The organism is Leucobacter chinensis (assembly GCF_019049105.1).
GTDB lineage: Bacteria > Actinomycetota > Actinomycetes > Actinomycetales > Microbacteriaceae > Leucobacter_A > Leucobacter_A chinensis.
Genome location: NZ_JAHQZR010000001.1, coordinates 349244 through 375708, shown reverse-complemented (window position 1 = coordinate 375708; position 26465 = coordinate 349244). Strand labels below are relative to the sequence as shown.

At 59.6% G+C, this 26465-nt stretch carries 23 protein-coding genes; 3 read left to right on the top strand and 20 right to left on the bottom strand.

The annotated features are described in order from the left end of the window. Position 1: 1 nt before the first annotated feature. The 4 genes from alaS to KTJ78_RS01720 all read right to left on the bottom strand — a co-directional run bounded on the left by alaS (position 2) and on the right by KTJ78_RS01720 (position 5172). The gene (alaS, locus tag KTJ78_RS01735) at positions 2-2659 is read right to left on the bottom strand and encodes an alanine--tRNA ligase (RefSeq protein ID WP_217132166.1); all 2658 of its coding nucleotides are present in this window, start codon (positions 2657-2659) and stop codon (positions 2-4) included. A gap of 54 nt (positions 2660-2713) precedes the next feature. Continuing rightward, positions 2714-2932: a hypothetical protein gene (locus KTJ78_RS01730; protein WP_217132060.1), complete on the bottom strand. Its 219-nt coding sequence runs from the start codon at positions 2930-2932 to the stop codon at positions 2714-2716. A 130-nt stretch (positions 2933-3062) separates the two neighbouring features. Beyond that, complete coding sequence (gene rpsD, locus KTJ78_RS01725; protein WP_217132058.1) at positions 3063-3692, bottom strand: 30S ribosomal protein S4; 630 nt, start codon at positions 3690-3692, stop codon at positions 3063-3065. A gap of 202 nt (positions 3693-3894) precedes the next feature. After that, entirely contained in the window at positions 3895-5172 is a 1278-nt protein-coding gene (locus KTJ78_RS01720; RefSeq protein ID WP_217132164.1) for a replication-associated recombination protein A, read from the bottom strand. A 155-nt stretch (positions 5173-5327) separates the two neighbouring features. Here KTJ78_RS01720 and KTJ78_RS01715 point away from each other — a divergent pair, with 155 nt between their 5' ends. Together KTJ78_RS01715 and KTJ78_RS01710 are read left to right on the top strand one after the other, a co-directional pair. Next, positions 5328-6560, top strand: coding sequence for a DUF349 domain-containing protein (locus KTJ78_RS01715; RefSeq protein ID WP_369807927.1), 1233 nt, complete (start codon positions 5328-5330; stop codon positions 6558-6560). Between the two features lie 64 nt (positions 6561-6624). Then, positions 6625-7197: a hypothetical protein gene (locus KTJ78_RS01710; protein ID WP_217132056.1), complete on the top strand. Its 573-nt coding sequence runs from the start codon at positions 6625-6627 to the stop codon at positions 7195-7197. A gap of 16 nt (positions 7198-7213) precedes the next feature. Here the strand turns inward: KTJ78_RS01710 and KTJ78_RS01705 are convergent, their stop codons facing one another. The 7 genes from KTJ78_RS01705 to leuA all read right to left on the bottom strand — a co-directional run bounded on the left by KTJ78_RS01705 (position 7214) and on the right by leuA (position 16308). Further along, positions 7214-9457 carry a RelA/SpoT family protein gene (locus KTJ78_RS01705; RefSeq protein WP_217132054.1) on the bottom strand — a complete coding sequence of 748 codons (2244 nt, stop codon included), beginning with the start codon at positions 9455-9457 and terminating at the stop codon, positions 7214-7216. A gap of 45 nt (positions 9458-9502) precedes the next feature. After that, positions 9503-10513: a protein translocase subunit SecF gene (secF, locus tag KTJ78_RS01700; RefSeq protein WP_217132051.1), complete on the bottom strand. Its 1011-nt coding sequence runs from the start codon at positions 10511-10513 to the stop codon at positions 9503-9505. Further along, positions 10513-12360 (bottom strand): protein translocase subunit SecD, encoded by a 1848-nt coding sequence (gene secD, locus KTJ78_RS01695; protein WP_217132050.1) that lies wholly within the window; start codon positions 12358-12360, stop codon positions 10513-10515. The genes secF and secD overlap by 1 nt, the downstream gene beginning before the upstream one ends. A 33-nt stretch (positions 12361-12393) precedes the next feature. Next, positions 12394-12810, bottom strand: coding sequence for a preprotein translocase subunit YajC (locus tag KTJ78_RS01690; protein ID WP_217132048.1), 417 nt, complete (start codon positions 12808-12810; stop codon positions 12394-12396). 70 nt (positions 12811-12880) lie between these two features. Beyond that, positions 12881-13879, bottom strand: a complete 999-nt coding sequence (ruvB, locus tag KTJ78_RS01685) for a Holliday junction branch migration DNA helicase RuvB (RefSeq protein WP_217132046.1) — start codon at positions 13877-13879, stop codon at positions 12881-12883. A gap of 3 nt (positions 13880-13882) precedes the next feature. Then, positions 13883-14488, bottom strand: a complete 606-nt coding sequence (gene ruvA / locus KTJ78_RS01680) for a Holliday junction branch migration protein RuvA (protein ID WP_217132044.1) — start codon at positions 14486-14488, stop codon at positions 13883-13885. A gap of 71 nt (positions 14489-14559) precedes the next feature. Continuing rightward, the gene (gene leuA / locus KTJ78_RS01675) at positions 14560-16308 is read right to left on the bottom strand and encodes a 2-isopropylmalate synthase (protein WP_217132043.1); all 1749 of its coding nucleotides are present in this window, start codon (positions 16306-16308) and stop codon (positions 14560-14562) included. 160 nt (positions 16309-16468) lie between these two features. Between leuA and KTJ78_RS01670 the strand changes: the two genes are divergently transcribed. Further along, entirely contained in the window at positions 16469-18274 is a 1806-nt protein-coding gene (locus tag KTJ78_RS01670; RefSeq protein ID WP_217132042.1) for a DUF2207 domain-containing protein, read from the top strand. Here the strand turns inward: KTJ78_RS01670 and era are convergent. The 9 genes from era to hemW form a co-directional block, all read right to left on the bottom strand. Then, positions 18271-19170, bottom strand: a complete 900-nt coding sequence (era, locus tag KTJ78_RS01665; protein ID WP_217132041.1) for a GTPase Era — start codon at positions 19168-19170, stop codon at positions 18271-18273. The two genes, KTJ78_RS01670 and era, sit on opposite strands and share 4 nt — an antisense overlap. Continuing rightward, complete coding sequence (locus KTJ78_RS01660; RefSeq protein WP_369807926.1) at positions 19160-20479, bottom strand: hemolysin family protein; 1320 nt, start codon at positions 20477-20479, stop codon at positions 19160-19162. Before KTJ78_RS01660 ends, era begins: the two co-directional genes overlap by 11 nt. Further along, positions 20476-20937 carry an rRNA maturation RNase YbeY gene (gene ybeY / locus KTJ78_RS01655; protein WP_217132040.1) on the bottom strand — a complete coding sequence of 154 codons (462 nt, stop codon included), beginning with the start codon at positions 20935-20937 and terminating at the stop codon, positions 20476-20478. The genes KTJ78_RS01660 and ybeY overlap by 4 nt, the downstream gene beginning before the upstream one ends. Then, positions 20934-21914, bottom strand: coding sequence for a PhoH family protein (locus KTJ78_RS01650; protein WP_369807925.1), 981 nt, complete (start codon positions 21912-21914; stop codon positions 20934-20936). The genes ybeY and KTJ78_RS01650 overlap by 4 nt, the downstream gene beginning before the upstream one ends. Continuing rightward, positions 21907-22254, bottom strand: a complete 348-nt coding sequence (locus tag KTJ78_RS01645) for a histidine triad nucleotide-binding protein (protein WP_217132039.1) — start codon at positions 22252-22254, stop codon at positions 21907-21909. The genes KTJ78_RS01650 and KTJ78_RS01645 overlap by 8 nt, the downstream gene beginning before the upstream one ends. 9 nt (positions 22255-22263) lie before the next feature. Beyond that, on the bottom strand, positions 22264-23007 hold the full coding sequence (locus KTJ78_RS01640) for a 16S rRNA (uracil(1498)-N(3))-methyltransferase (protein WP_217132038.1): 744 nt from the start codon (positions 23005-23007) through the stop codon (positions 22264-22266). 2 nt (positions 23008-23009) lie between these two features. Then, on the bottom strand, positions 23010-24101 hold the full coding sequence (gene dnaJ / locus KTJ78_RS01635; protein WP_217132036.1) for a molecular chaperone DnaJ: 1092 nt from the start codon (positions 24099-24101) through the stop codon (positions 23010-23012). Between the two features lie 30 nt (positions 24102-24131). Continuing rightward, a complete protein-coding gene (gene hrcA, locus KTJ78_RS01630) occupies positions 24132-25175 on the bottom strand; it encodes a heat-inducible transcriptional repressor HrcA (protein WP_217132035.1) in 1044 nt (347 codons plus the stop codon). A gap of 66 nt (positions 25176-25241) precedes the next feature. After that, the gene (gene hemW / locus KTJ78_RS01625) at positions 25242-26465 is read right to left on the bottom strand and encodes a radical SAM family heme chaperone HemW (protein WP_217132033.1); all 1224 of its coding nucleotides are present in this window, start codon (positions 26463-26465) and stop codon (positions 25242-25244) included.

Genomic DNA, 26465 nt, shown 5'->3' with positions numbered 1-26465 from the left:
GCTAGGCTCCGCGCAACTGCTCGCGCAGCGCCAGCAGTGCGTCGTCAATTTGCGTCACGTCGGTGCCGCCGCCCTGGGCGAGGTCTGGCTTACCGCCGCCACCACCGCCAAGAATGCGTGCGCCCGTCTTCACGAGGTCACCCGCGCGAACGCCCGCGTCGCGGGCGCCCTGAGTGGTCGCCGCAATGAGAACCGGTTTCTCAGCGACCTCTGCCGCGAGAACGACGACGGCCGCTTCGGCCTGAACACGGTCACGAATATCGGTCGCAAGGCCTCGCACATCGTCACCTGAGCCGACCGCTCCAAGCGAAGCGCTCACGAGCTTCACGTCGCCAACGCGCTCTGCCTGTGAGATGAGTTCGGGAATGCGCTCACCAAGCTGCGCTGCCTGCAGCTGCGCGATTTTCTTCTCGGCCGTTTTTAGCTGCGCTCCAAGCTCGGCAACGCGCTGCACGAGGTCAGCGCGAGGCGTCTTCAAGTTGCTGCTGAGTTCTTGCACGATGGCGCGCTCAGCGGCGAAGTTTTGGAACGCTTCGAACCCAACGAGTGACTCAACGCGACGGTTTGACGCACCCACCGAGCTCTCTGAGATGAGGTTGATCATGCCGACCTCGGCCGAATTCGAGACGTGCGTTCCCGCACACAGCTCACGGGACCACGGGCCTCCGATATCGACAACCCGCACAATGTCGCCGTACTTCTCGGTAAACAGAGCCATCGCGCCGAGTTGCTTTGCATCATCGATCGGCATCTCGCGAGCAACCACCTCGTGGTTAGCGCGAATCGCCAGGTTTGCGATCTCTTCGATCTCACTCTTTGCCGTCGTCGAGAGGGCCTCGCCGTGTGTAAAGTCGAGCCGCATGTAGCCGGCCTTGTTGTAGCTGCCGGCCTGGTGCGCGCCATCGCCCAGCACATCGCGTAGCGCGGCGTGAATGATGTGTGTCGCCGAGTGCGCCTGCTGTGCCCCACGTCGATAAGCCGCGTCGACCTTCGTCACCGCGCGATCATCAACAGCAACGGTACCGACGGTCACACGCACGGTGTGCACGACGAGCCCCTGCACGGGCTTTTGCACGTCGAGCACCTCAAGCTCGAAACCGTCACCGACGATCACACCATGGTCAGAGTCCTGGCCACCAGACTCAGCCCACAGCGTGGTTTCGGCGAGCACGATCTCGGCGATGTCGCCCTCTGATGCCGCAGTAACCGATTGTCCGTCGACGAGCACGCCGAGCACTCGAGACTCGTGTTCAAACTCGTCGTAACCGAGGAAGGTCGTCTCACCGAGCGCCCTGAGCGTCTTATAGACTCCGAGGTCGGCGCGCTGCCCCTTCTTCGCGAGAGCATCGGCCTTGGCACGGTCTCGCTGCTCTTGCATGAGGGTCGTAAAGCCAGCCTGGTCGACCTCAATGCCGGCCTCTTCAGCAATCTCAAGCGTCAGCTCAATTGGGAAGCCGTGGGTATCGTGCAACATAAAAGCGGTGTTGCCGGGCAGCGTCTCTTTCGCTGAACGCGCCTCGGTGACCGCGTCGTCGAGAATGGCAATGCCAGACGAGAGCGTACGCAAGAACGTCGCTTCTTCGTTGAGGGCTGCACGCTCAATGAACGAGTAGTTCTCGTTCAGTTCTGGGTAGGCCTCGCGCATTGCTTCGTACGATGCGGCAAACAGCTTCTTAAACGTTGGGTCAGAGACGCCGAGCAGACGAAGCGAGAGGATCGCGCGGCGAAGAAGCCTGCGAAGAATGTAGCCGCGGCCCTCGTTTGAGGGTGTCACCCCGTCACCAATAAGCATGAGGCCCGAACGAATATGGTCTGCGATGACGCGCATGCGCACGTCGTCGGCGTCATTATCGCCGTACGCTTTGCCAGAAAGCTCTGCTGTGAGATCGAGTACCGGGCGTACCTGGTCGATCTCGTACATGTTCTCGACGCCTTGCTTGATAAAGGCGATGCGCTCGAGCCCCATGCCGGTGTCTATGTTCTTCTTTGGGAGTTCACCCTCGATCGTGAACTCGGTCTTCGACTTCACATCGGTCACCGAGTACTGCATGAACACGAGATTCCAGATCTCGACATACCGGTCATCGTCGGTTGCGGGCCCACCATCAATGCCGTATTCAGGACCGAGGTCGAAGAAAATCTCAGAACACGGGCCGGCCGGCCCTGGCTGCCCCGTTGACCAGTAGTTGGTGTCTTTGCCGAGACGTTGAATACGCTCGTCAGGCAACCCTGCAATATCGCTCCAGAGGCGATGTGCTTCATCGTCGTCTTCGTAGACCGTAACCCAGAGATCGGCCGGATCGAAGCCGAGCCCGCCCTCTGCTTCACTCGTCGTGAGCAGATCCCATGCAAAGGTGATCGCTCCTTCTTTGAAGTAGTCACCGAACGAGAAGTTGCCGCACATCTGGAAAAACGTACCGTGGCGCGGGGTCTTACCGACCTCTTCGATGTCGTTCGTGCGAATGCACTTCTGTACGCTCGTCGCACGCACATAAGGTGAAGGAACCATGCCAGAGAGGTATGGCACAAACGGCACCATGCCCGCGACGGTAAACATGAGCGTCGGATCGTCACTCACGAGTGAGGCCGAAGGCACGACCGTGTGCCCACGTTGCTCAAAAAAAGAAAGCCACCGTCGACGAATTTCGGCGGTGCTCATTCCCGTTGCTGCAGAGTTCTTAGTCATTCGACCATTATCCCACAGCCGGGTGCCTCATTCAGCCTTGTCTCTGAGCTTCTTCAGAGCTTCTTCAACATCTTGCAGCAGAGCTTCGCCGCCCTGACGGTAGCCATCTTGCATAGCGTCGTTGAATTCACGAGCGCCCTGGCCTATGCGGTCGAAAAACTTTCGCCCCTCGGGCGTCTGATTCACAAAGTGAGCGGCAACAAAACCAATACCGACTCCAGTAATGAGCCAAGTCAATTTACGCATGTTCATTCCTTTGCGTTACCGATGCGTGGTCATACTCCACTCTACGGGGTGCAGTATGCCCGAAGTGAAGTATAGAAACACACAGGGGCATCACCCTAACGGGTGATGCCCCTGTATTGAAGCCTGATGCTTAGCGGCCTGAGTAGAACTCAACCACGAGCTGAACTTCACAGGTCACGGGAACCTCTGCGCGCTTCGGGCGGCGCACGAGGCGCGCCTGGAGCTTGTCGAGTTCAACCTCGAGGTAGCCGGGAACTGCGGGAAGCACGTCGGTGTGACCGCCGGCTGCAGCAACCTGGAAAGGCTCGGTGCCCTCTGAGCGCTCCTTGACGTGAATGAGCTGACCTGGCTTCACACGGAATGAAGGGCGGTCAACGATCTTGCCGTCAACGAGAATGTGGCGGTGCGTCACGAACTGACGAGCCTGAGCGGTCGTACGTGCGAAACCTGCGCGAAGCACGAGTGCGTCAAGGCGCATCTCGAGCAGCTCGACAAGGTTCTCACCCGTCAGACCATCCTGGCGACGAGCTTCGTTGAAGGCGATAACGAGCTGCTTCTCGCGAATACCGTACTGGGCGCGAAGACGCTGCTTCTCGCGCAGACGAACGGCGTAGTCACTGTCGCTCTTACGCTTGGTGCGGCCGTGCTGGCCTGGGCCGTAGGGGCGACGCTCGAGGTACTTTGCCGCCTTAGGAGTAAGGGGAATGCCCAGTGAGCGTGAAAGACGCGTCTGTGAACGCGTACGTGAAGTGGTTGACACGTGTCATCCTTTCGGGTTAGTGCTTTATGTAAATACGGAGCGTGCGGTTGCAGCTTCGTGTTCTCCTCGGCCACGCCGTGCCCGCATTTGCGAGAAATGCACGCGACACGACAAACCATTTCGGTGAGGGAACGACCGTTCGCAGTAACCCTGAAGGGCGCCTGTCAATAATGGCCACAGACGAGCATACCAGACTTTCGAGCTATGCACGCTCTCCGCGGGTGATTCGGCGTATTTTGTCGAGCCGCTCAGCGACCTCACGCTCGTGCCCAAGGCCTCGAGGGTCGTAGTATCGCTTTCCCCTCAGCGGCTCGGGTAGATACTCCTGTTCGAGCACACCGCGGGGGTCGTCGTGCGGATACCGATAGCCTTTACCGTGCCCCAGGGCCTTTGCCCCTTTATAGTGCGCGTCGCGAAGATGCTTAGGTACCGTGCCGATCTTTCCTTTTCGCACATCGGCCAAAGCATCGTCGATCGCAACACAGGCCGCGTTGGACTTCGGCGCAGTCGCAATGTATATCGTTGCCTCCGCGAGCGGAATGCGCGCCTCTGGCATGCCGATAAACTGCACGGCGTCAGCCGCAGCGGTTGCGATGACGAGCGCCTGCGGATCGGCCATGCCCACGTCTTCGGCTGAGTGAACAATGAGCCGGCGCGCGATAAAGCGGGCATCTTCACCAGCCTCGATCATGCGGGCAAGGTAGTGAATTGCGGCGTCTGGGTCAGAGCCACGCAGCGACTTAATGAAGGCGCTAATAACATCGTAGTGCTCATCGCCGTTACGGTCGTAGCGTAGGAGCGCGCGGTCCATCGCCTCGGCAACGAGCTCGGCGGTGACCACGGATGGGCCTTCATGTTGCAATGCAAGTGCAGCGGTCGCTTCGAGCCCTGTGAGGGTTCGCCTCGCATCTCCCGATGCAAACTGCACGAGGGCGCGAGCCGCGTCTGCTTCGACGGTGATTGAGCCGCCGTAGCCACGATCGTCGTTCACAGCCCGCTCAATGAGCAAGTACAGGTCGTCATCGGAGAGCGGCTGAAGCGTTAAAAGCAAAGACCTCGAGAGCAACGGGCTAATCACCGAAAAGGAAGGGTTCTCGGTCGTTGCCGCTACAAGGGTCACCCAACCGTTTTCGACTCCCGGAAGCAGGGCGTCTTGTTGCGCCTTCGTGAAGCGATGAATCTCATCAAGAAAGAGCACAGTAGCAATATCAAACAGGTCGCGGTCATTCAGCGCCTGCTCCATCACCACACGCACGTCTTTCACTCCGGCGTTAATGGCCGAAAGCTCGACGAATTTACGGCCGCTTGAGTGAGCGAGCGCCTGCGCGATCGTCGTTTTACCGGTGCCCGGCGGCCCCCACAAGATCACCGAAATCGCGCCTTGTTGGCCACTGTCGCCGTCGGCAAGAAGACGAAGCGGCGAGCCAGCCCGTAGCAAATGCTGCTGCCCCACGACCTCGTCAAGGGAGGTTGGGCGCATGCGCACGGCGAGCGGCGCCGTCTGTGCGGCCGGGCTCAGCGAATGATTCGTCACAATGCTTATGGTAGCCACACCCACTGACAAGATGCGTGAGAACGGCAGGAGTTAGCTATAGTAGAGACTTGATGGAACAATCTGCCTCGAATGGTGAAACTGTGAACGAATCAACTAACGCGAATCAATGGGGTCGCGTCGACGAAACGAATACCGTAACTGTGCGTGACGGCGACACAGAACGGGTAGTCGGCCAGTACCCAGACGGCACGGCTGAGGAGGCGATGGCCTACTTCGTGCGCAAGTTCGATGATCTTGAAGGGCAGATTCACCTGCTTGAACAGCGCATCAATACCGGTAGCGCAGGTCTCGACATTTCACAGAGTGTCGCCAGTCTGAGCGAACTCGTTAAAGAACCAGCCGCGGTTGGCGACCTGCAGTCGCTCCGTGACCGCGTCGCCAAGCTTCAAGAGCGCGCTGAAGAGTACGCAAAGAAGCAGCGCGAAGAGCGCGCCGCGCTCAAGCAAGAGGCGCTCGCAGAGCGAGAGGCGATTGTTGTTGAGGCAGAGCGCATTGCCGCTCAGCCTGAAGACCAGGTTCGCTGGAAAGACTCCGGCAAGCTCATGGAACAGCTCTTCACGAACTGGCAGAACGCACAACGCCAGGGCCCACAGATCAATAAGGCCGACGCCGATGCGCTCTGGAAGCGTTTCCGCACCGCGCGTACGAGCTTCGATGCTGCCCGCCGCCGCTTCTTCTCACAGATGGATGCGACGAATAAGCAGGTTAAGCACCGCAAAGAACAGCTCATTACGGCTGCCGAGGCTCTTGCACCCAAAGGCTCAGATGGCATCCCTCAGTACCGTACGCTGCTCGATGATTGGAAGGCAGCCGGCCGAGCAAGCCGCAAGGTTGACGATCAGCTCTGGGCACGCTTTAAGGCCGCTGGCGATGTGCTCTATAACGCTAAGGCTGAAGAGGTAGCCCTCGAGAACGTTGAGTATGAGGCAAACCTTGAAGCGAAGCGTGCGATCCTCGAAGAGGCTGAGCCGATTCTGAAAGTCTCAGATCATGAGAAGGCACGCAAACTCATCACCGACATTCAGATCAAGTGGGACGAGGTGGGCCGCGTTCCCCGCGAGGCTCTCCGTGAAATCGAAGGCCGTCTTCGCACGGTTGAAGATCACGTTCGCAAGCTCGAGAACGATCACTGGGAAGCCACGAATCCAGAAACGATCGCTCGAAGCGAGGGCTTGAAGGGGCAGCTCGAGGCCTCAATTGCAGAGCTTAATGAAGAGATCAAAGCTGCCGAGGCAGCGGGTAACTCGAAGAAGGCAGCCCAGGCCGCCGAAAAGCTCGCCACGCAGGAGTCGTGGCTCAAAGCACTCGGCTAAGAGTTACTCACACTTTTCGCAGGAGGGGTGGCATTCACCGCTTGTCTCACGACAGGCTGGTGCAATGCTCACCCCTCCTGCTTTTTCATTACTACCGCCCTCAATCATCTCTGCTGAGCTACGGCGCGGCTCGCTCGTTCGCTGCGGACCCGGCGTACGCGGTGTCGGGTGGCCTGACAACGCCGTCGTCCGGGCCAGTACGCTCCTGCCACCAGACGCCGGCAGCCACGAGCTCACCGTTGCTGCCTACAGTGCCGCATGGGTGTGGGGTGCTGAATGGCAGACCGGTCAACCAACGCTCTATTCAACGCTGAACGGTATGCGCTTCCTGAGGCGTATCGCTGACCCGGTTCGTGTGCGAGAGTACGATATTGACCGTTCACACACGGTTGTGCTTGCCGGTGTGCGCGTCACGTCTCCCGCACGCACCGCCTATGACCTGCTGTACCTCGGCGATGACGAGTTCGAACGTTTCGGGCTCAGTTCGCTCCGCTCGCTGCTTGAGCAGGATGCGCGCCTGCCTCAGGATCTTGCAACCAGGTACCACGAGCGTAATCGCCCCTACCGAGGAAGGGCCGAGGCTCGGCTCACCGAAGTACGTCGATGCGTGATCCGCCACCATCAAACCATCCAGTGAATAACGCTACCGAGGGCTAACCAGTGACCCTATAGACGTCGTACACACCCTCTATGCGGCGCACCGCCCCCAACACGTGGTCGAGATGGGTCGTGTTTGCCATTTCGAAGGCAAAGGTACTGATCGCGAGCCGCGCGCTCGAAGTGTTGAGGTTGGCCGAGAGAATATTGACGTGATATTCCGACAGCACTCGGGTGATGTCGGAGAGCAGCCCTGAGCGGTCAAGCGCCTCTACTTGGATTTGGACGAGAAATAAGCTTTTGGAGGTTGGTGCCCACTCCACCTCCACAAGCCGTTCGGTCTGCTCTGCGAGGGCCGCATAGTTGGTACAGCGAGTCTGGTGCACCGAGATGCCCTGCCCCTTGGTGATGAACCCCATGATTTCGTCGCCTGGAACCGGCGTGCAGCACTTTGCAAGCTTCACGAGCACGTCGCTCGTGCCCTTCACAATGACGCCAGAGTTACTCGTCTGGCGCTTGGCTGGCTGCTGCGCGCCGATCGCGGGAGTCTCAATCAGCGGACTGTGGTCGGTCCCCTCTTGCTCGGCAATGATGGCAATGATCTTCTCGACCACTGACTGTGGCGAGACGTGCCCCTCACCCACAGCCGCGTAGAGCGCTGAAACATCGGAGTAGTGCAGTTGCAGGCCTACGTCTTGCACCGCATCTGAGTTGAGAAGTTTCTGCAGAGGCAACTTCTGCTTACGCATTTCACGGGTGATCGCCTCTTTGCCGTGCTCAACGGCACCCTCGCGACGCTCTTTCGTAAACCACTGTTTGATCTTGCTCTGAGCACGCTTGCTCTTCACAAAGTTCAACCAGTCCTGGCTCGGCCCCGCATCGGGGTCTTTCGAGGTGAATACCTCAACGACGTCACCGTTGTGCAGCTCAGTTTCAAGTGGCAAGAGCCGGCCGTTCACCCGAGCACCCATGGTGCGGTGGCCGACCTCAGTGTGCACGGCGTAGGCAAAGTCGACGGTCGTACCGCCTGCCGGGAGACCAATGACACGTCCCTTTGGCGTAAAGACGTAAACCTCTTTTGCGCCGATCTCGAAGCGAAGCGCGTCAAGGAATTCGCCGGGGTCTTCGGTTTCGGCTTGCCAGTCGGTAATGTGCTCGAGCCAGGCCATGTCGGCTGAAACCGACTGCCCATTCTCAGTATTGCCCTGCTTGTACTTCCAGTGGGCAGCAACACCGTATTCGGCTCGCTGGTGCATCTCATGCGTACGAATTTGAATCTCGACCGCTCGCCCATCGGGCCCGATCACCGTCGTGTGAAGCGACTGGTACAGATTGAACTTGGGTGAGGCAATGTAGTCTTTAAACCGGCCGGGAATCGGGGTCCAGCGGGCATGAACCGCTCCCAGAACCGCATAACAGTCGCGAATCGAGTTCGCGAGAATACGAATGCCCACGAGGTCATAGATGTCATCGAACTCGCGGCCGCGAACGATCATCTTTTGGTAGATCGAATACAGCTCTTTGGGTCGCCCCGTTACCTCAACCTTGACCTTCGCCTCGCGCATGTCAGATTCGATCGTGCCGATCACCTTTTGCACGAGCTTTTCGCGCTCGGGGTTGCGCTGGTTGACGAGGTTTTGAATCTCGCCGTAGAGCTTCGGCTTGAGTACGGCGAACGAGAGATCTTCGAGCTCGGTCTTCATCGACTGAATGCCGAGCCGGTGTGCGAGCGGTGCGTAGATCTCGAGCGTTTCAGCTGCTTTGCGCTTGGCAGAGTCTGGGTTCACAAAGCCCCAGGTGCGGGCATTGTGCAGGCGGTCGGCAAGTTTAATGACGAGAACGCGAATATCTTTCGACATAGCGATGATCATCTTGCGCACGGTTTCAGCCTGGGCGCTATCGCCGTATTTGACCTTGTCGAGCTTCGTCACACCGTCAACGAGCATCGCGATTTCCTCGCCGAAGTCTTCGGTGAGGGTTTCAAGCGAGTAATCGGTATCTTCGACCGTATCGTGCAACAGGGCTGCGGCGATGGCCACAGGAGCAACACCGAGCTCTGCGAGAATCTGAGCGACGGCTACGGGGTGCGTAATGTACGGTTCGCCACTTCTGCGCACCTGGTCACGATGCCACCTCTCGGCGACCTCGTACGCTCGTTCGATGAGCGCGAGGTCGCCGCGAGGGTGGTTCGCTTTGACGGTGCGTACGAGCTGATCAACAGCATCGGGCGTGGTTGAGCGAGAAAAGAGCTTCGGCATCAACCGACGAAGCGATGAACTGTTGATATTTGTATCAGCCATGGCACCTCCACCTTATGAAGGAATCGTACGCCACATGTGCCCCGATCACGCAATCGAGGTTGAGGTTGCCTCTCGTTCGCGCGTTTTGCGCACTGTTTCGTCGTGCTTGATGATGCCATCTTCTTTTTCTCGCAGCTGCGCGTAGACCGGAGCAGCGATGAAAATAGTCGAGTAGGCACCGACAAAAATACCGATGAAGAGTGCAAGGGTAATGTCACGTAGGGTGCCGGCACCCAGCATCATCGCACCGATAAAGAGGATCGACCCGACGGGAAGCAGAGCAACGACCGAGGTGTTAATCGAGCGAACGAGCGTCTGGTTCACGGCGAGGTTCACCGATTCGCCAAAGGTTCGCTGCGACGTAAACATGCTCGTATCGGTATTCTCACGAATCTTGTCGAAGACCACAACGGTGTCATACAGCGAGTAGCCAAGAATCGTCAGGAACCCGATCATCGCTGCCGGGGTGATCTCGAACCCAGCAGCGCCATACACGGCGGCCGTAATGACGAGGTCGTGGAAGAGCGCGATGAGGGCCGCAAGAGCCATCTTCCAAGTTCTAAAGTAGAGCGCCATGACGAGGCCCGCGAAGAGAATGAACACGATGAGTGCCTTGAGCGCAGACTTGGTAATGTCCTGGCCCCATGTCGCACCAATGTACGACGAGGTTACGGCGCTCTCATCAATATCGAAGGCTTCGGCGAGCTGCACGCCGATTTCACGTGACTGCTTCTCGTCGAGCTGTTCGGTCTGAAGCCGAACCGTGTTCTGACCGAGGGTCGTCACCCGAGGCACCGAGCCTGGGAGTACGTCGGTAACGACGTCGGTCGCGACCTGAATATCGCTCTGGCTCACTTTGTCGGTGTGCACCTGGAACTCGCTACCGCCCGTGAACTCAATGCCAAAGCTGAAGCCACCTCGCAAGAGGGTGCCCAGCAATGCGAGAACGATGACGAGCGTTGAAAGGAGATACCAGCGCCCGCGGCGCCCAACGAAGTTTACCGAGCGGTCGCCCGTATAAAGGTCGTTACCAAGCTTTGCAAATCCACCGGCCATTAGTTTGCTCCCTGATTCTCAGTAGCCTTACGCTCGGCAATCGTTTGACGACGCTCTGCTTCTTTACGGCTCTTCTGGTTTTTGCGGCCCGCCTTCGATTCGTCAATGACGGGGGCCTGGAACTGCGCCCGGCCACGGTAAACGGCACCTAGCTGGCGCGGGTCGAGACCCGAAAGCGGGTGACCTTGGCTATAGAACTTCGTGCGTGCGAGCAAGACGAGCAGCGGGTGCGTGAAGAGTGTCACGACAAGAACGTCGACAATGGTCGTGAGACCGAGCGTAAACGCGAAGCCCTGCACATTGCCAACAGCGAGCACGAAGAGAATGATTGCCGCGAGCAAGTTAATGCCGTCTGAGGCCAGAATCGTACGAATGGCACGCTTCCAACCGGCGTCAACGGCGGCCGATACCTGCCGACCGTCACGAAGCTCATCACGAATTCTCTCGAAGTAGACAATAAACGAGTCGGCGGTGAAGCCAACGGCCACCATGACACCGGCAATGCCCGCGAGCGAGAGTCGGTACCCATGCTGCCACGACATGTAGATCAACAGCAGATAGGTAATGAAGCCGGCCATGATGAGTGACATCACCGTGACGCTGCCGAGTACCCGGTACTGGAACAGCGAGTAGATCATCACGAGAATGAAGCCGATGAGGCCCGTAATGAGGCCCCACTTCAGCTGGCTGTCGCCAAGCGTCGCCGAGATATCCTGCTGGCTTTGCACCTCAAAGCCGATGGGAAGTGCACCGAACTTGAGCTGGTCAGCGAGAGCCTGCGCCGCTTCTTGCGTGTAGTCACCCGTAATCGATGGTCGGCCATCAAGAATCGTTCCCTGCATCGACGGCGCAATGAGTACTGCACCGTCAAGCACGAACGCGAACTGGTCAAGAGGCTCCTGCCCCTTGAGACCGAAGAGTCTCGTGCTCATCTGCCCAAAGAGCTTCGAACCGGTTTCGTCGAGCTTCAGTTGAACAGCCCAGCTGCCGATCACGGCGCCGTTGCTGTCGGTTGCCTGTGCGGCGCTTGCGTCGAGAATCGACTCGCCACCGAGCACGTTGCCCTTATCATCTTGCTCAACCGGGCTCAAGATGTACTTGATCGTATTCGTCGTATCACACGTAATCAGTGGGCGGTCAAGGGGAGCTGCGCTTGCCTTGTCATGTGAATCGGTGGTGCACTGGTACTCGTTAAATTCGTTGAAGAGTGCCTCGGTTACCCACGCGCTATCGCTGGGATCAGTTGGCAGCGGATCGGGGTACAGATCTCCCGTATCTTCTGCGTCAGCAGCTTCATCCTTTGTATCGGCTGCTTCACTCTCTTCTGACTTGGCGTCAGACTCATCGGTCTTTTCGGCAGCTTCATCTGTACCGGCGACCTCAGGAGCATCCGCTCCTTCTTCGCCCTCGGCGGTTGCGTCGTCGCCTTCCTGAGCGCCGTCACTCGAGAGCGCGGGGCCGTAGTACAGCACCGCACGCATGTCCATCTTTGCAGAGGCCTCGATGCGTTTGAGCGTTGCCTCATCGGCTTTGCCTGGAATCGAGACGACGATGTTCTGGTTACCCTGTGTCGTAATCTCGGCCTCGGTCACGCCGTTAGCGTTGACGCGCTGACGAATGATCGACACAGCTTGATTCAGTTGCTCACCGGTGACTTGCGAGCCGTCGGTTTGTTTTGGAGCGAGAAGTACCTGTGTACCGCCCTGCAGGTCAAGCGCAAGTTTTGGCGCTAACCCTGTTCCCCCACGGAACACTCCGATACCAATCACGCTTATGAGCGCAATAATAATGACAGCGAGGGCGAGTAATGACTTACGCGCCTTTCGCACCGACGGTGATGATGCCACAGCGGATTCTTTCTCTAGAAAAAGGTGACGAGCTTACTTTTCGTCAGACTTGGGCGACTCAGGTGCCTCTGGGAATTCAGGAGCCTCTGAGGTCGCCGGAAGGTCAGTGGTTTCTTCGGTGGTTGCCTCGGTCGAACCGAGTGACTCGCCAAAGGCTGGGTCATCATCGGGCGCGAGCGATGACGCTTCTTCATCAACGGCTTCAACTTCAACAGGCGTGATGATCTGCCCAATAGCGTTACGGTGAACAACCATCGTGGTGTCACCGGTCTGAATGACGGCGCGATTCTCATCGACCTCATCGAACTTCACAAAGGTTCCGTAGATACCGGTCTGCAGCATGACCTCTGCCCCGGCGACAAGCCCCTGCTGCATTGCAGCGGCCTGCTCGCGGCGCTTACGGCCGTTGCGTACCATCATGATCACAAGCAAGCCGATGAGGGCAAGCATGATTAGACTCATTGGATCCATACTGTGTTCAACTTTCTTCTCAAGCCTTGTACGAGCAAACTCTCTCAGCTTACATGGTTGTTGGCTTTATAACGCCGAGGTAATCCCAAGCTTTCTGCGCTGCCACCCTACCTCGCGGGGTGCGAAGCACGAAGCCCTCGCGCACGAGGAAGGGTTCAACCACCGATTCAATGGTCTCCGCTTCCTCCCCCAGCGACGTGGCGAGCGATTCGACGCCAACTGGTCCACCCCCGAAACGCTCGACAAGAACGAAGAGGACATCGCGGTCAAGCCGATCAAGGCCAGCCTCGTCAACGTCATAGAGCGCAAGCGCTTCACGTACCGTGTCAAGGTCGCCGTGATTGTCATGTACGAGTGCGTAGTCGCGCACGCGCCGAAGCAGCCGGTTCGCGATACGCGGCGTACCCCGTGAACGCCGCGCGATCTCGGCGATCGAGGGCTCTTCGAGTCCGAAGTCGAGCAGTCTCGCCGTGCGGGTCACAACCTGTGCCAGCTCATCGTGATCGTAAAACTCGAAGTGCGCAGTGAAGCCAAATCGATCGCGCAGTGGGTTTGGCAGCATGCCCGACCGGGTCGTCGCCCCCACGAGTGTGAACGGCGAAAGATCGAGCGCAATTGAACTGGCGCCGGCGCCTTTTCCGACCATGATGTCGATGCGAAAGTCTTCCATCGCGAGGTAGAGCATCTCTTCGGCATTGCGCGAGAGCCGATGAATCTCGTCAATGAAGAGCACATCGCCAGGCTGCAACCCCGAAAGAATCGCAGCGAGGTCACCCGCGTGTTGGATCGCGGGCCCAGAGGTCTGATGCAGCTGCGCATCGAGTTCGTGAGCGACAATCATCGAGAGGGTCGTTTTACCGAGCCCAGGGGGGCCCGCAAGCAAGATGTGCTCGGGAGTGCGCTGCTGCATCTGGGCAGCGCTCAGCAACAGGCTCAATTGTTTACGCAGCTTGGCCTGCCCAATGAATTCACCAAGCCGCGAGGGGCGAAGCGCGCCCTCAAAGTTCAGTTCGCCGTGTTCGAGTCCTGCAGAGAGTTCACCACTCACGCCTTACTTCCCTCCCGACTGAAGAATGAGCAAAGCAGCTCGCATGAGCCTCGCAGCATCTCCTGGAGCACCAGCCTCGAGCGCCTGGAGCACAGCGGCACTCGCCTGCTGCTCATTCCATCCAAGACCTTGCAGGCCGAGGATGACCTGCGCGCGGTCGTCTGATGGCTTCTCTGCTGTGGGTGCAGCGGTAGCGGCGGGCTGAGGAAGGTGATCGAGTTTACCTGCGAGCGAGACGATGAGGAGCTTCGAGGTCTTCGGCCCGATACCAGGAGCCTGGCGAAACGCCTTATCATCTTCGGCCATCACGGCCGCGGCAATGTCACCAGGGCTCATCGCCGAGAGCACCCCGAGCGCCGACTTCGGGCCGACACCCGACACGGTAATCATGTGTTCAAAGACCTCGATTTCTTCGAGGGTCTCAAACCCAAACAGCGTCATAGCGTCTTCACGAACGATGAGTGAGGTATGTAAGAACACCTCCCCCGCGCCGAGCCGTGGGGCCCGAGCACCCGAGGGCACCTCGACACGCATGCCGACTCCCCCCACCTCAATGATGAGAAAGTTTGCCCCTTGACGAAGCAGCTGACCTCTGACTGATGCAATCACAGTTCAACTGTAAACGCTTCGCCTTGCGTTTCGCGCGTGCCACTCGGGTGATTCGAATAAATTTTCGAATACTATGCCGTGACCGTGGCCTTGTTGCGCTCGGCACGGTTCATCGCACTGACGATTGCTTTGAGACTTGCACGGCTCGTATCGGCGTCAATCCCGACGCCCCAGAGCTGCACCCCGTCGACGTCGAGGTGTACGTACGCGGCAGCCTTCGCGTCACCGCCCTCGCTCATGGCGTGCTCGACGTAGTCGAACACCTTGACCTCATTGCCGTCATCGTTGATGCCATTAATGAACGCATCAACCGGCCCATTGCCGCGTGCGGTGAGCGTGCGCTCTGCCTGCTCGTCGCGGTAGGTGACCGTGAGCTCGGTTACGCCGTCGCCCTCGCTCTTCGACTTGGTCGAGAAGATCTCGTAGCGGCCCCAGCGCTCGGCCGGCTCTGCCGACGGGAGGTATTCGTCCTGGAAGATCCGCCAGATCTCTTCACTCGTCACCTCGCCACCCTCTGAATCGGTGACGTTTTGCACCACGCCACTGAATTCGATTTGCAGGCGACGCGGCAGATCGAGCGAGTGATCGTTCTTGAGCAGGTACGAGACACCGCCCTTGCCCGACTGCGAATTGACGCGGATCACCGCTTCGTAGCTGCGGCCGAGATCGCGCGGGTCAACAGGCAAGTATGGAACGGCCCACTCGATGTCGTTAACATCGACTCCGGCTTTTGCGGCGTCTTGCTGCATGCGTTCGAAGCCCTTTTTAATCGCGTCCTGGTGTGAGCCAGAGAACGCGGTGTACACGAGGTCGCCGGCCCAGGGGCTGCGCTCGGGAACCCTGAGCTGGTTGCAGTACTCGGCGACGCGGCGAATCTCGTCGAGGCGCGAGAAGTCAATTTCAGGGTCGATACCCTGCGTGAACATGTTGATACCGAGTGCGACCAGGTCGACGTTGCCGGTGCGCTCACCGTTGCCGAAGAGGCAGCCTTCGATGCGGTCAGCGCCCGCCATGTACCCGAGCTCTGCCGCCGCGACACCCGTGCCACGGTCGTTGTGAGGGTGCAGCGAGAGAATGACGTTCTCGCGGTGGTTGAGGTGGCGGCTCATCCACTCGATCGAATCGGCGTAGACGTTCGGGGTCGCCATCTCTACCGTCGCCGGGAGGTTAATGATGACCTTGCGTTCTGCCGTTGGCTTGAAGATTTCGAGCACGTCGTTGCACACCTCAACCGCGTACTCGAGCTCGGTACCGGTGTACGACTCTGGCGAGTACTCGTAGTAGATATCAGTTTCTGGGCAGATCGATTCGGCTTGAACACAGAGCTTTGCCCCGTCGAGAGCGATCTGCTTGATGCCGTCACGATCCTGGCGAAATACGACATCGCGCTGCAAAATGCTGGTCGAGTTGTAGAGGTGCACGATCGCCTGCTTGGCACCGCGCAACGATTCGTACGTTCGGGTGATGAGGTGTTCGCGCGCCTGGGTGAGCACCTGAATGGTCACGTCGTCGGGAATCGCGTTCTCTTCAATGAGGTGACGCACGAAGTCAAAGTCGGTCTGGCTCGCCGAAGGAAAACCAACCTCGATCTCTTTGTAACCCATCTCAACGAGCAGATCGAACATGATGCGCTTGCGCTCTGGGCTCATTGGGTCAATGAGTGCCTGGTTGCCGTCGCGCAGGTCAACGGCACACCACCGAGGAGCCTTCGTGATCTGTTTCGTAGGCCAGGTGCGATCGGGCAGATCGACCTTGATGATCTCGTGGTACGGACGGTAACGGTGAGCTGGCATACCTGATGGCTGTTGAGTATTTTTCATGGTCTTACGTTCTTTCTTCTTGCGACGGTCCAGCCAAGCACAAACACCGCGACGAGGAAGGCTAGTGAACTAGGACTCGTCGCGGCAGCTAAGAAGAAGCGCCATGAACAGCATGCTGCAAATATAACACGGCTCGGCGAGCTTTTCTTACACTAGAGGTATGCCCGCACCATTTTTATCGCTCGTGGCCGCGCTGTTTTTGAGCGTTTCCTCGCTCTTTTCACCCGCTGTTACTCAGTCAACCCTCGAAGACTTTTCATACGAGTCTTGGAACACGCACATCGATCTCGAGACCACCGAAGATGGCAGAGCGGTCGCCCACGTCACTGAAACCCTCGTCGCCCTTTTCCCTGATCATGATCAGAATAAGGGCATCGTGCGCGGCATCCCCACAACCTTTCACGGCGCAAACTCCAAGCCTGAAAACGTCACAGTGACCGATGAAAACGGCGCCGCAACCCCGTTCTTCACGGAGACAGAGGATCGGTTTTTCGTGATCCTCACCGGCAACGATGATTATGTGCAGGGTCGCACAACCTATGTCATCTCGTACGATATTCCAGATCCTGTTTTTGTTCCAGATGACGCAGAGGTCGACGAGTTTCTCTGGGATATGGTCTCGGTTGACCGTGCCCAGGCCATCGATTCATTCTCAGCTAGCGTCACGGTCGATGACGCCCTGAGCGCCGCCTTCAATGGCGATATGACGGCATACGCCGGGGTTGCCGGTTCACGCAACACGGTGAACCTGCGCCACGAGGGTGATCGCTTCAGCATCGATCCACTGCCACTCGGCCCCAACGTGGTCGTCACCTTCGGGCTCGGCTTTGCCAAAGACACCGTCGTGCAGCCGCCGAAACGGCAGAGCAATCCCGTCGTGACGATCATGCCCTTCGCGGTCTCACTCGCCTCGATGGGAGCTGCGGTCGCCGCTCAGATCGCGTTCGTACGCTTCAGGAGGCGCCACCGCGAGACGGGTCGCGCAATCATCGCTCAGTATGAGGCACCTGCCCAACTTCCCCCGCTTATTGCCGCGGCCATCATGCACCCGGCCAGCCTCGACCCGATTGCCCCGGAGTACCTGCATCTCGCAGTGAAAGGCAATATTCGCATCGAAGAGCAGTTGAAGGCTAACGGAAACCTCTATCGCGAACCACGCATCGTGCTGCGCAATATGACTCCTGGCGCGGCTTCGCACAGCGTCACCGATGATGCACTCGACGCAGCGATGCTCGATGCGCTCTTTACTTCGAAGTATCCAGAGACCCGCCCAATCCCAAAGTCATCAACGAAGTTCGCGAGCCGTATGGGCCAGCTCACCGCCGATGGCAAGCGCGAGAGCGACAAACGTGGCTACTTCACGCGCAAGGCCAGCCCGGTTTCCAAAGTACTCGGGCTCGTAGGCATCGGCCTGGCGATCGTGAGTGCGGCGCTTCTCGCCTATGCTTCAGCGACCGGATTCGACCGTGGGATTACTCTCGTGGCGATGCCGCTCATCACCACCTCCCTCGCACTGTCGATCTTCGGCTTTTTCAAGCGACGAGTGCACACCCCGCTCGGAGCCGAAGCCTACGAGCATCTGGAAGGTCTCAAGCTCTTCATCTCGGTCGCCGAGGCCGAGCGTATTCGCATGCTGCAGTCGCACTCGGGAGCAGAGAGAGCCGAACTTGACGGGGTCGCCGTTGTGCAGTTGTACGAACGCCTTCTGCCCTACGCGACACTCTTCGGCCTCGAAAAAGAGTGGTCACGCGTGCTTGCCTCACGATACGAAGCCGAGCGCATTTCAGCTCCATACTGGTATCCGTACCTCGCAACGCGCGGGCTCTCGAGCATGAGCAACTCGTTGGGCGCGTTCTCTGGTGCGGTCACCTCGGCAGCCTCATACACCGCGAGTACCAGCAGCGGATCGAGCGGCGGCGGCTTTGCCGGCGGAGGTGGCGGCGGCGGCTTCTCGGGCGGCCGTTAGAAACCGAGGCGGTTCAGCTTCTTGGCGTCGCGCTGCCACTCCTTGAGCACCTTCACGCGGAGGGAGAGGTAGACGCGACGGCCGAGCAACTGCTCGATCTCTTTGCGAGCCTTCTCACCAATCGTGCGCAGCCTGCTGCCTCCCTTGCCGATGATGATGCCCTTCTGGCTATCACGTTCGACAATGAGGTTGGCGTAGATCTCAAGCAGCCCGTCTTCCCGCTCTTCCTGGTCTTCAATCGTGACGGCGATCGAGTGCGGTAGCTCTTCGCGCACCTCTTCGAGAGCGGCCTCACGAATGAGCTCAGCGAGACGGTCTTCTTCACTCTCTTCGGTCGTCTGCTCGATCTCGTAGAGTGGTGGCGACTCGGGCAGGAGCGAGAGCAAGAGGCTCGACATTTCTTCGAGCTGGCCCTCGTTTGAGACCGAGACCGGAATCACCGCGTCCCACTCCCTCAGCTGATCAACGAGTGCAAGCTGATCGATCACCTGGTCGCGGCCAGCGGTGTCGATCTTCGTGACGATGGCGACCTTCTTTGCCTTGGGAAAATCATCGAGTTGCTCGTTGATATACCGATCGCCAGGGCCGATCGCCTCGTTTGCAGGAACGCAGAAACCGATGATGTCGACGTCACCGAGTGTCGAGTACACGAGATCGTTAAGCCGCTCACCGAGCAGCGTTCGGGGGCGGTGAATGCCGGGAGTATCGACAATGATAATTTGACCGTCTTCTCGGTGCGCGATACCGCGAATCACTCGACGGGTGGTCTGTGGGCGATTGCTCGTGATGGCAACCTTCTCGCCGATAATCGCGTTGGTGAGCGACGACTTGCCGACGTTTGGCCGGCCCACGAACGAAACGAATCCGGCGCGGAAATCAGGGTGCTCAGTCGTCATGCTTTTCCTTGGTCTCGTGATCTTCCATCATATCCTGCGTCTCGCGCCCGACCCATTTGGCGCGAACGCTCACGAGCCTCTGGCGTTTCTTCTCAACGTTCAGCACGGTGAGCTCGATGCCTGATATTCGCACGACATCACCGGGCTCTGCAAGCCGACCAAGCTCTTTTGCGACGAGCCCAGCCACGGTTTCAACGTCATCGTCGTCGAGCTCCTCGTCGAAGAGCTCACCGAGCTCATCAATGTCGAGCCGGGCGTTGATGTGGTACGACCCATCGGGCTGCATGACGATGTCTGGGGTCTCTTTGTCGTGTTCGTCGTGGATCTCGCCCACGAGTTCTTCAATCAAGTCTTCGAGCGTCACGAGCCCTGCGATGCCACCGTACTCGTCAACGGCAATCGCGAGGTGGTTCGCTTCACGCTGCATCTCGCGGAGCAGGTCGTCGGTGCGCTGCAGATCGGGCACGAAGCGCGCCGGTTTCATAACTCTCGTCACTTGTGAGTGCTGAGCTTCTTCGGTTCGGCGATGCACAAAAGAGACGACGTCGCGCAGGTACATGACACCGATCACCCCGTCAGAATCTCCAGAGATCACCGGAATGCGCGAGTAGGGCGAACTCAGGAAGAAGTCGAGTGCCTCCTGAATCGTCGCACTCGACTCGATCGTGATCATGTCGGTGCGTGGCACCATGACCTCTTTGACGAGCGTGTCACTGAACTCAACGACCGAGTGAATGATGTCTTGCTCGTCTTCTTCGAGCAGTTCCTGCTCGGCTGCACGGTCGACGAGCGAGAAAATCTGCTCGTTCTTGAGCCGCTCGGCCTGGGTCGAACGGGCCGAGAACGCTCGCTCACTGATGCTGCTCATCACGGGAGCAAGCGGTGTGAGTAGCGTGTCGAGCATGCGTACGAGGCCCACCGTGCCGCGCACAATGCGCTCGGGGTGGCGCTCCCCCAGCTGCCTCGGGCTCACGCTAATGACGATGATGTTGAGCACCACGATCGTGAGCGCTGCGGCTGCGAGCGTCACCCAGACGCTCTGCCAAATCTCGCCGTAGGCCAGGGTAATGAGCACCGCCGAGAAGGTCTCAGCGGTAATGCGCATGAAGCTCAGGTTGCGCAGGTGGCGCTCGAGGTTGTCGCCGATGAGTTCAAGGCGATCGGCCTTTGCGGGGTTCTCTTCGGCGAGCTCTTCGAGGTCGCTCTTTGAGAGTGCCGTGTATGCCGCGTCGATTGCGGCGAGCAGCCCCCCGGCGGCGGTGACGAGCACCGCGAGCGCCGCGAGACCGATAACGAGACCAGGAATCACGCGCCAGCTCCGCGCAGCAGATACGACTGCAGCAGTTGGTTCTGCAGCGAGAACATCTCATGCTCTTCGACGGGCTCGGCATGGTCGTAGCCGAGCAGGTGCAGCATGCCGTGAGTAACGAGCACCAGCATCTCTGTCATAAGGTCATGGCCCGCGGCATCAGCCTGAATCGCCGCAACCTGAGGGCACACCACGATGTCACCAAGCAGGCCAGCTGGAGTCTGTGCATCGGGTCTTCCGGGGCGCAGCTCGTCCATCGGAAAGCTGAGCACGTCGGTTGGACCGGGCTCCCCCATCCACTGCTCGTGCAGCTTCGTCATCGCGTCTTCATCAACGAGCAAGATCGCGAGGTCGGTGTCGGGGTGCACGTGAAGCTCGGTGAGCACGAAGCTCGCGAGATCGTGCAGCGTTGCCTCGGTTGTGGGCATCGCTGATTCATTGTTGATCTCGATGGTCACGGTTGATCCTTTCGCGAATCATAGGAGTCGTAAGCGTCGACGATGCGGCCGACAAGGCTGTGGCGAACGATATCGTCGCTCGTGAGGTTGCACACCGCGAGGTCATCGACCCCGTCGAGAATGCGCAGGGCGTGTTTGAGGCCGCTCTTGGCATGAGGCAAATCAATTTGCGTGGCGTCGCCCGTCACCACCATCTTTGAGCCGAAGCCTAGCCGCGTGAGGAACATTTTCATTTGCTCTGGCGTCGTGTTTTGCGCCTCATCGAGAATAACGAAGGCATCGTTCAAGGTGCGCCCGCGCATGTAAGCGAGCGGTGCGACCTCGATCGTTCCGCCCCCGAGCAATTGCGGCACAGCGTCTGGCTCCATGAGTGACGCAATCGCGTCAAAGAGTGGTCGCAGGTACGGATCAATCTTTTCTTCGAGCGAGCCCGGCAGATAGCCAAGCCGTTCGCCCGCCTCAACCGCGGGCCTGGTGAGCACGATGCGCGAAACCTCTCGACGCTGCAGCGCCTGAACCGCCTTCGCAACGGCGAGAAACGTCTTGCCCGTGCCCGCTGGCCCCACGCCGAAGGTGATCGTGTGTTGGTCAATCGCGTGCACGTAGTCGCGCTGGCCCGCGGTCTGCGGGCGAATCTGCTTACCGCGAGTCTGCACGATAGGTTCACTGAGCATCTGTTGCGCAGTCGTTTGAGGCGCAGTATCTCGGCCGGGGCGCCCAAACAGACGCTCAGCTTCACGGGCGCTCACGGTGCCCTGCGCGAGGGTCACCTCTCGCAACCCGTCAACGAGCCGTTCGATCTCATTCATCTCGGCTGTCGGCCCTGTGAGGGTCAGGCGGTGCCCCCGAAGAAAGAAGGTCACGCCCGGAAAGCGTTCTTCGAGGGCACGAAGGTGTTCATCACCCGCACCAAAGAGAGCCCGCGGGTCAGCGGTACCAAGAACAATGGTGCGGGAACTGTGGTGAGGGTCAGCCACCGAGGCTCTGCTCCTTCAAGTCGTCGATGAGAACGTGTGCGTGCACATGAAACACGGTCTGCCCTGCTGAGGCACCGTTGTTAAAGACGAGCCTGTACTCGCCCTCACCGTGTTCGTCAGCCAGCTGCTTCGCAACAGCGACCATGTCAGCGAGCAGTGCAGGATCGCCAGCGGCGAGTTCTGTCACGTTCTCGTATGCGGTGGTTTTCGGAATGACGAGCAGGTGCACCTTTGCCTGGGGCGCGATGTCGCGAAAGGCGAGCACGCTCTCGCTCTCGTATACCTTCTCAACGGGAATCTCACCCGCGATGATTTTCGCAAAAATAGTTTCCTGAGCCATGCCGGTAGTCTACCAATGCCCAGCCGCGAGATTCAGTACCGAAAGTGCGGCAGCGCCAGCGCTCGAGGTGCGCAATACGTTCGCGCCGACCGTCGCCGTCATCGCTCCTGCGGCAGAGAGCGCTTCGAGCTCTGCATCGCTGAGGCCACCCTCGGGCCCGACGCACACATACACGTCGCCACTCGGGCTGAGTTCAGACACCCTAGCCGAGAGCTCTGCTGCGTCTCTCGGGTGCAGCACAATCACGGTCGTTTCGCCCGCCGCGGCGAGCTTCGTGAGATCGTTGGTCGTCACTGGGCCCGTCACGCGCGGCACGAACGGCCGTATCGACTGCTTCGAGGCTTCGCGAGCAACCCTGTGCCACTTCTCAAGCCCTTTCGGGCTCTTCTTCGCATCCCACTTCGAGATCGAACGGGCCGCCTGCCACGCGACAAACCCCCAGGCGCCAAACTCGGTGCACAGTTCGACCGCCCGTTCAGAACGATCGCCCTTTGCGAGGGCCTGCACGATCCACACTTTTCGAACGGGCTCTGGGTGCTCGGTAACCTCGGCGATCTCGACCGAAAAGGCGCTCTGTGACGCCGCGGTAACCGTGCCGCTCGCGATGGCTCCCTCGCCGTTTCCAACGAGAATGCTTTCGCCCACGCGCAAGCGACTCACGGCGACGGCATGGCGCGCTTCGTCGCCGGTCACTTCGATGGTGCCGGCGAAGTCGGCGGGCTGAAGGCCCTCTCGCACGTAGAGATTAGCCATGGTTAGCGAAAGAAGCGGTCGCGCATCTTGCCGAAGAAGCCCTGCTGAAACTCACCAAACTGCGGCGGCTTATTGCCACGCAACTTGGCGAGGTTCTTGAGCAGGTCTTTCTCCTTCGAGCTGAGCTTCGTCGGCGTCACAACTTGCAGGGCTACCTTCAAGTCACCGCGCTGGTTCGACTGCAGGTGCTGAATGCCGCGCCCGCGAAGGGTCAAGATATCGCCCGCCTGCGCGCCGGCCTCAACCTCGATCTCGACCGCGCCATCGAGCGACTCAAGCGTCACCTCGGTGCCGAGTGCAGCGTCGGTCATCTGCAGGTTCACGGTCGCGAGCAGATCGTAGCCGTCGCGGCTGAAGATGTCGTGGTGCTTGACCTGAAACTCGACGAACAGGTCGCCGTTCGGGCCGCCACCGGGGCCGACCTCGCCGCCGCCGCGAATCTGCATGCGCGTGCCCGTCTCGACGCCAGAGGGAATCTGAATGGTGGTTTCGCGGCGCTCACGCGTGCGGCCCTTGCCCCCACAGGTAATGCATGGGCTCTGAATGACGGTGCCGAAGCCCTGGCAAGTGCCGCAGGGGTGGCTCGTCACGACGTTGCCAAAGAGCGAGCGCACCTGACGCTGCACCGAGCCCTCACCGCCACATACGTCACAGGTGACGGGTGACGTACCCGGCTGGCAGCAGCTGCCCTGACACGTTTCGCACAGCACCGCGGTATTGAGCGCAACCGTCGTCTCATCGCCGAACATGACCTGTTCGAGCGTGACGTCAATGCGAATGAGCGCGTCTTCCCCGCGCTCTGAACGCGACTTCGGCCCGCTGCCACCGCCACCGAAGCCGCCACCGAAGAAGGTATTAAAGATGTCGCCGAAGCCACCGCCAAAGGCGTCATTGCCGCCCATATCGTACTTCTGGCGCTCCTGCGGGTCGCTCAGCACGTCGTAGGCGTGGGTGACGAGCTTGAAGCGCTCCGAGGCATCTTCTGAAGGGTTCACATCAGGGTGCAGCTCGCGCGCAAGCTTGCGGTAAGCCTTCTTGATTTCTTCAGGGGTTGCTTCGCGTGAAACCCCGAGAGTTTCGTAGTGATCTGCCACGAGGGCTGCTCCTTTTTGCGTTTCGTTGGTCTAGAGGTTGCTCTCACCGAGCAAACGACCGAGGTATCTCGACACCGCTCGCATCGCGGCGATGTTACGTTCATAGTTCATGCGGGTTGGCCCGAGCACACCGAGCCGCGAGAGTGTGGCGCCACCAGCCTCGTACTGGGTCGCGATGAGTGCTGCGTCAGGAAACCCGTACGGGAGGTTTTCGCGGCCAATTGACGCGCCAACTCCACGCTCATCGGTCGCAAGCTCTTGAATGAGCCTCAAGAGCACGACCTGTTCTTCAACCGCCTCAAGCACAGCCGAGAGGTTCTGAAAGGTCTCTCCCGGGCGCGACAGGTTCGCCGTTCCGGCGACCGCGATGCGCTGATTGCGGTTGGCGCTGAGCTGTTCTTCAACGACCGCAAGAACGCTCACAACCGGTTCGAGCTCATTCGGCTCTGCCCAGTCACTCGCGGTTCGAATGAGTTCTGTCACCCGAGTCTGGGCAAGCGCGATGTCACGCCCCATGACCTCGGTCGCGATGCGGTCTCTCAGCCCTTGCACCCAGGCCTCGTCGACAATCGCGTGGCGAATACGGGCGATGTGCTGTTCAACAGCCGCGTTACTCGTGATCACGACACAGAGCACCCGGTCTGGCCCAATCGCCACGAGCTCGATCTGTTTCACGTACCCCGCGCCAGCGGTCGGGTATTGAATCACCGCGACCTGGTGCGTGAGGCTCGCGAGCAGCCTGACGGTTCGCGCCATGACGTCATCGAGGTTCTCTGCTTCACCCAGAAAACGCTCGATTGCTGCGCGTTGTGCCTGCGTGAGCGGGCGAATCTCGGCGAGCGTGTCGACGTAGAGCCGGTAGCCCTTGTCGGTGGGCACTCGGCCACTCGAGGTGTGCGGCGCCACGATGAGCTCTTCCTCTTCGAGAAGAGCCATATCGTTGCGGATCGTCGCCGCCGATACCCCAAACGAGTGCCTCTCGACGATCGATTTCGAGGCCACCGGTTCGCCCTCGTTCACGAAGTCGTTCACGATGGCGCGCAAGACCGCCAGACCCCGGTCTGAGATACTCATTCACACCTCCGCATTGGCACTCTCAATACCTGAGTGCTAATACTAGTCGAACAACCTGAACATTTTTCACTGAAGCAGGCGATGAACGACCGTGTCTGAAAGCAGCCGACCCCTGAGCGTCGGCACGATCCGCCCCGCAATCGCCGCTTTGCCATCGATTAAGCCCTCGGCGATCAGGCTCGCGACCTCGCTCTTTCCGGCCTCTTCGAGTTGCGAGATGCGCGCGCCAGTGCGCAGCCGCGATTCGAGCATGATGCTTTCGATGCGCTGGTCTTCAGCCGTGAGCAGCTCTCGCTGGTGGGCAGGCGAAACGTCACGGGCAATGCGCTCGGCGTAGGCTGCAGGGTGTTTGACGTTCCACCAGCGCACGCCACCGATGTGCGAGTGAGCCCCTGGCCCAATCGCCCACCAATCTTCACCGGTCCAGTACGAGAGGTTGTGCCGCGATCGCAGCTCATCTGCCCTCGCCCAGTTCGAGATTTCATACCACTCATACCCGGCAGCCTGAAGCATGCCATCGGCGAGCTCGTACATTGCCGCGTGCAGATCGTCATCGGGCTGCGCAACCTCACCGCGGCGAATTTGCCGGGCGAGCTTCGTGCCCTGTTCGACGATGAGCGCGTATGCGCTCAGGTGGTCGGGTGCGCAGGCGATCGCCGTCTCGAGCGAGGTACGCCAGTCTTCGAGCGATTCCCCTGGGGTGCCATAGATAAGGTCGAGACTCACCTGCAGCCCGGCTTCCTTCACCATGTCGACGGCCTTCGGAACCATCGCCGGCTCGTGCGTTCGATCGAGTGTTGCGAGCACGTGCGGCACAGCCGACTGCATGCCCATGCTCACCCGAGTGAAGCCCGCCGCTGCGAGCGTCTCAAGCAGCTGCGGGGTGACGGTATCGGGGTTCGCCTCGATCGAAACCTCGGCCCCGTCGGCGAGCCCCCACTCGTCACGTACCGCGTGCAGCATCTCGGCGAGCTGCTCGCCCGGCAGGAGCGTCGGGGTTCCGCCACCAAAGAAGACCGTCGAAACCTTGCGCTCAGGAAGCCCCACTCGGCGCATGACGTCGCCCGCCAGACGCACCTCGTGCACCGCCTCGCCAGCATAGTTCTCGCGCTTTGCGCCGCGAAGCTCGGAGGCCGTGTAGGTGTTGAAGTCGCAGTACCCGCAGCGCACCCGGCAATAGGGCACGTGCAGATAGACCCCGAAGTTGCGCTCGTGCGCGCCAGCGGTCACACTCTCGGGTAGAGAACCGTCTTCGGGAGCGCTGACGCCCTCGGGGGGCTGGCTCGCCAC

Coding starts and splice junctions, on each gene's coding strand:
- alaS (WP_217132166.1), bottom strand. CDS start 2,659: ATGAGCACCGCCGAAATTCGTCGACGGTGGCTTTCTTTTTTTGAGCAA.
- KTJ78_RS01730 (WP_217132060.1), bottom strand. CDS start 2,932: ATGCGTAAATTGACTTGGCTCATTACTGGAGTCGGTATTGGTTTTGTT.
- KTJ78_RS01720 (WP_217132164.1), bottom strand. CDS start 5,172: ATGCGCCCAACCTCCCTTGACGAGGTCGTGGGGCAGCAGCATTTGCTA.
- KTJ78_RS01710 (WP_217132056.1), top strand. CDS start 6,625: ATGCTCACCCCTCCTGCTTTTTCATTACTACCGCCCTCAATCATCTCT.
- KTJ78_RS01705 (WP_217132054.1), bottom strand. CDS start 9,457: ATGGCTGATACAAATATCAACAGTTCATCGCTTCGTCGGTTGATGCCG.
- secF (WP_217132051.1), bottom strand. CDS start 10,513: ATGGCCGGTGGATTTGCAAAGCTTGGTAACGACCTTTATACGGGCGAC.
- KTJ78_RS01690 (WP_217132048.1), bottom strand. CDS start 12,810: ATGCTTGCCCTCATCGGCTTGCTTGTGATCATGATGGTACGCAACGGC.
- leuA (WP_217132043.1), bottom strand. CDS start 16,308: ATGAAAAATACTCAACAGCCATCAGGTATGCCAGCTCACCGTTACCGT.
- KTJ78_RS01670 (WP_217132042.1), top strand. CDS start 16,469: ATGCCCGCACCATTTTTATCGCTCGTGGCCGCGCTGTTTTTGAGCGTT.
- era (WP_217132041.1), bottom strand. CDS start 19,170: ATGACGACTGAGCACCCTGATTTCCGCGCCGGATTCGTTTCGTTCGTG.
- KTJ78_RS01645 (WP_217132039.1), bottom strand. CDS start 22,254: ATGGCTCAGGAAACTATTTTTGCGAAAATCATCGCGGGTGAGATTCCC.
- KTJ78_RS01640 (WP_217132038.1), bottom strand. CDS start 23,007: ATGGCTAATCTCTACGTGCGAGAGGGCCTTCAGCCCGCCGACTTCGCC.
- hrcA (WP_217132035.1), bottom strand. CDS start 25,175: ATGAGTATCTCAGACCGGGGTCTGGCGGTCTTGCGCGCCATCGTGAAC.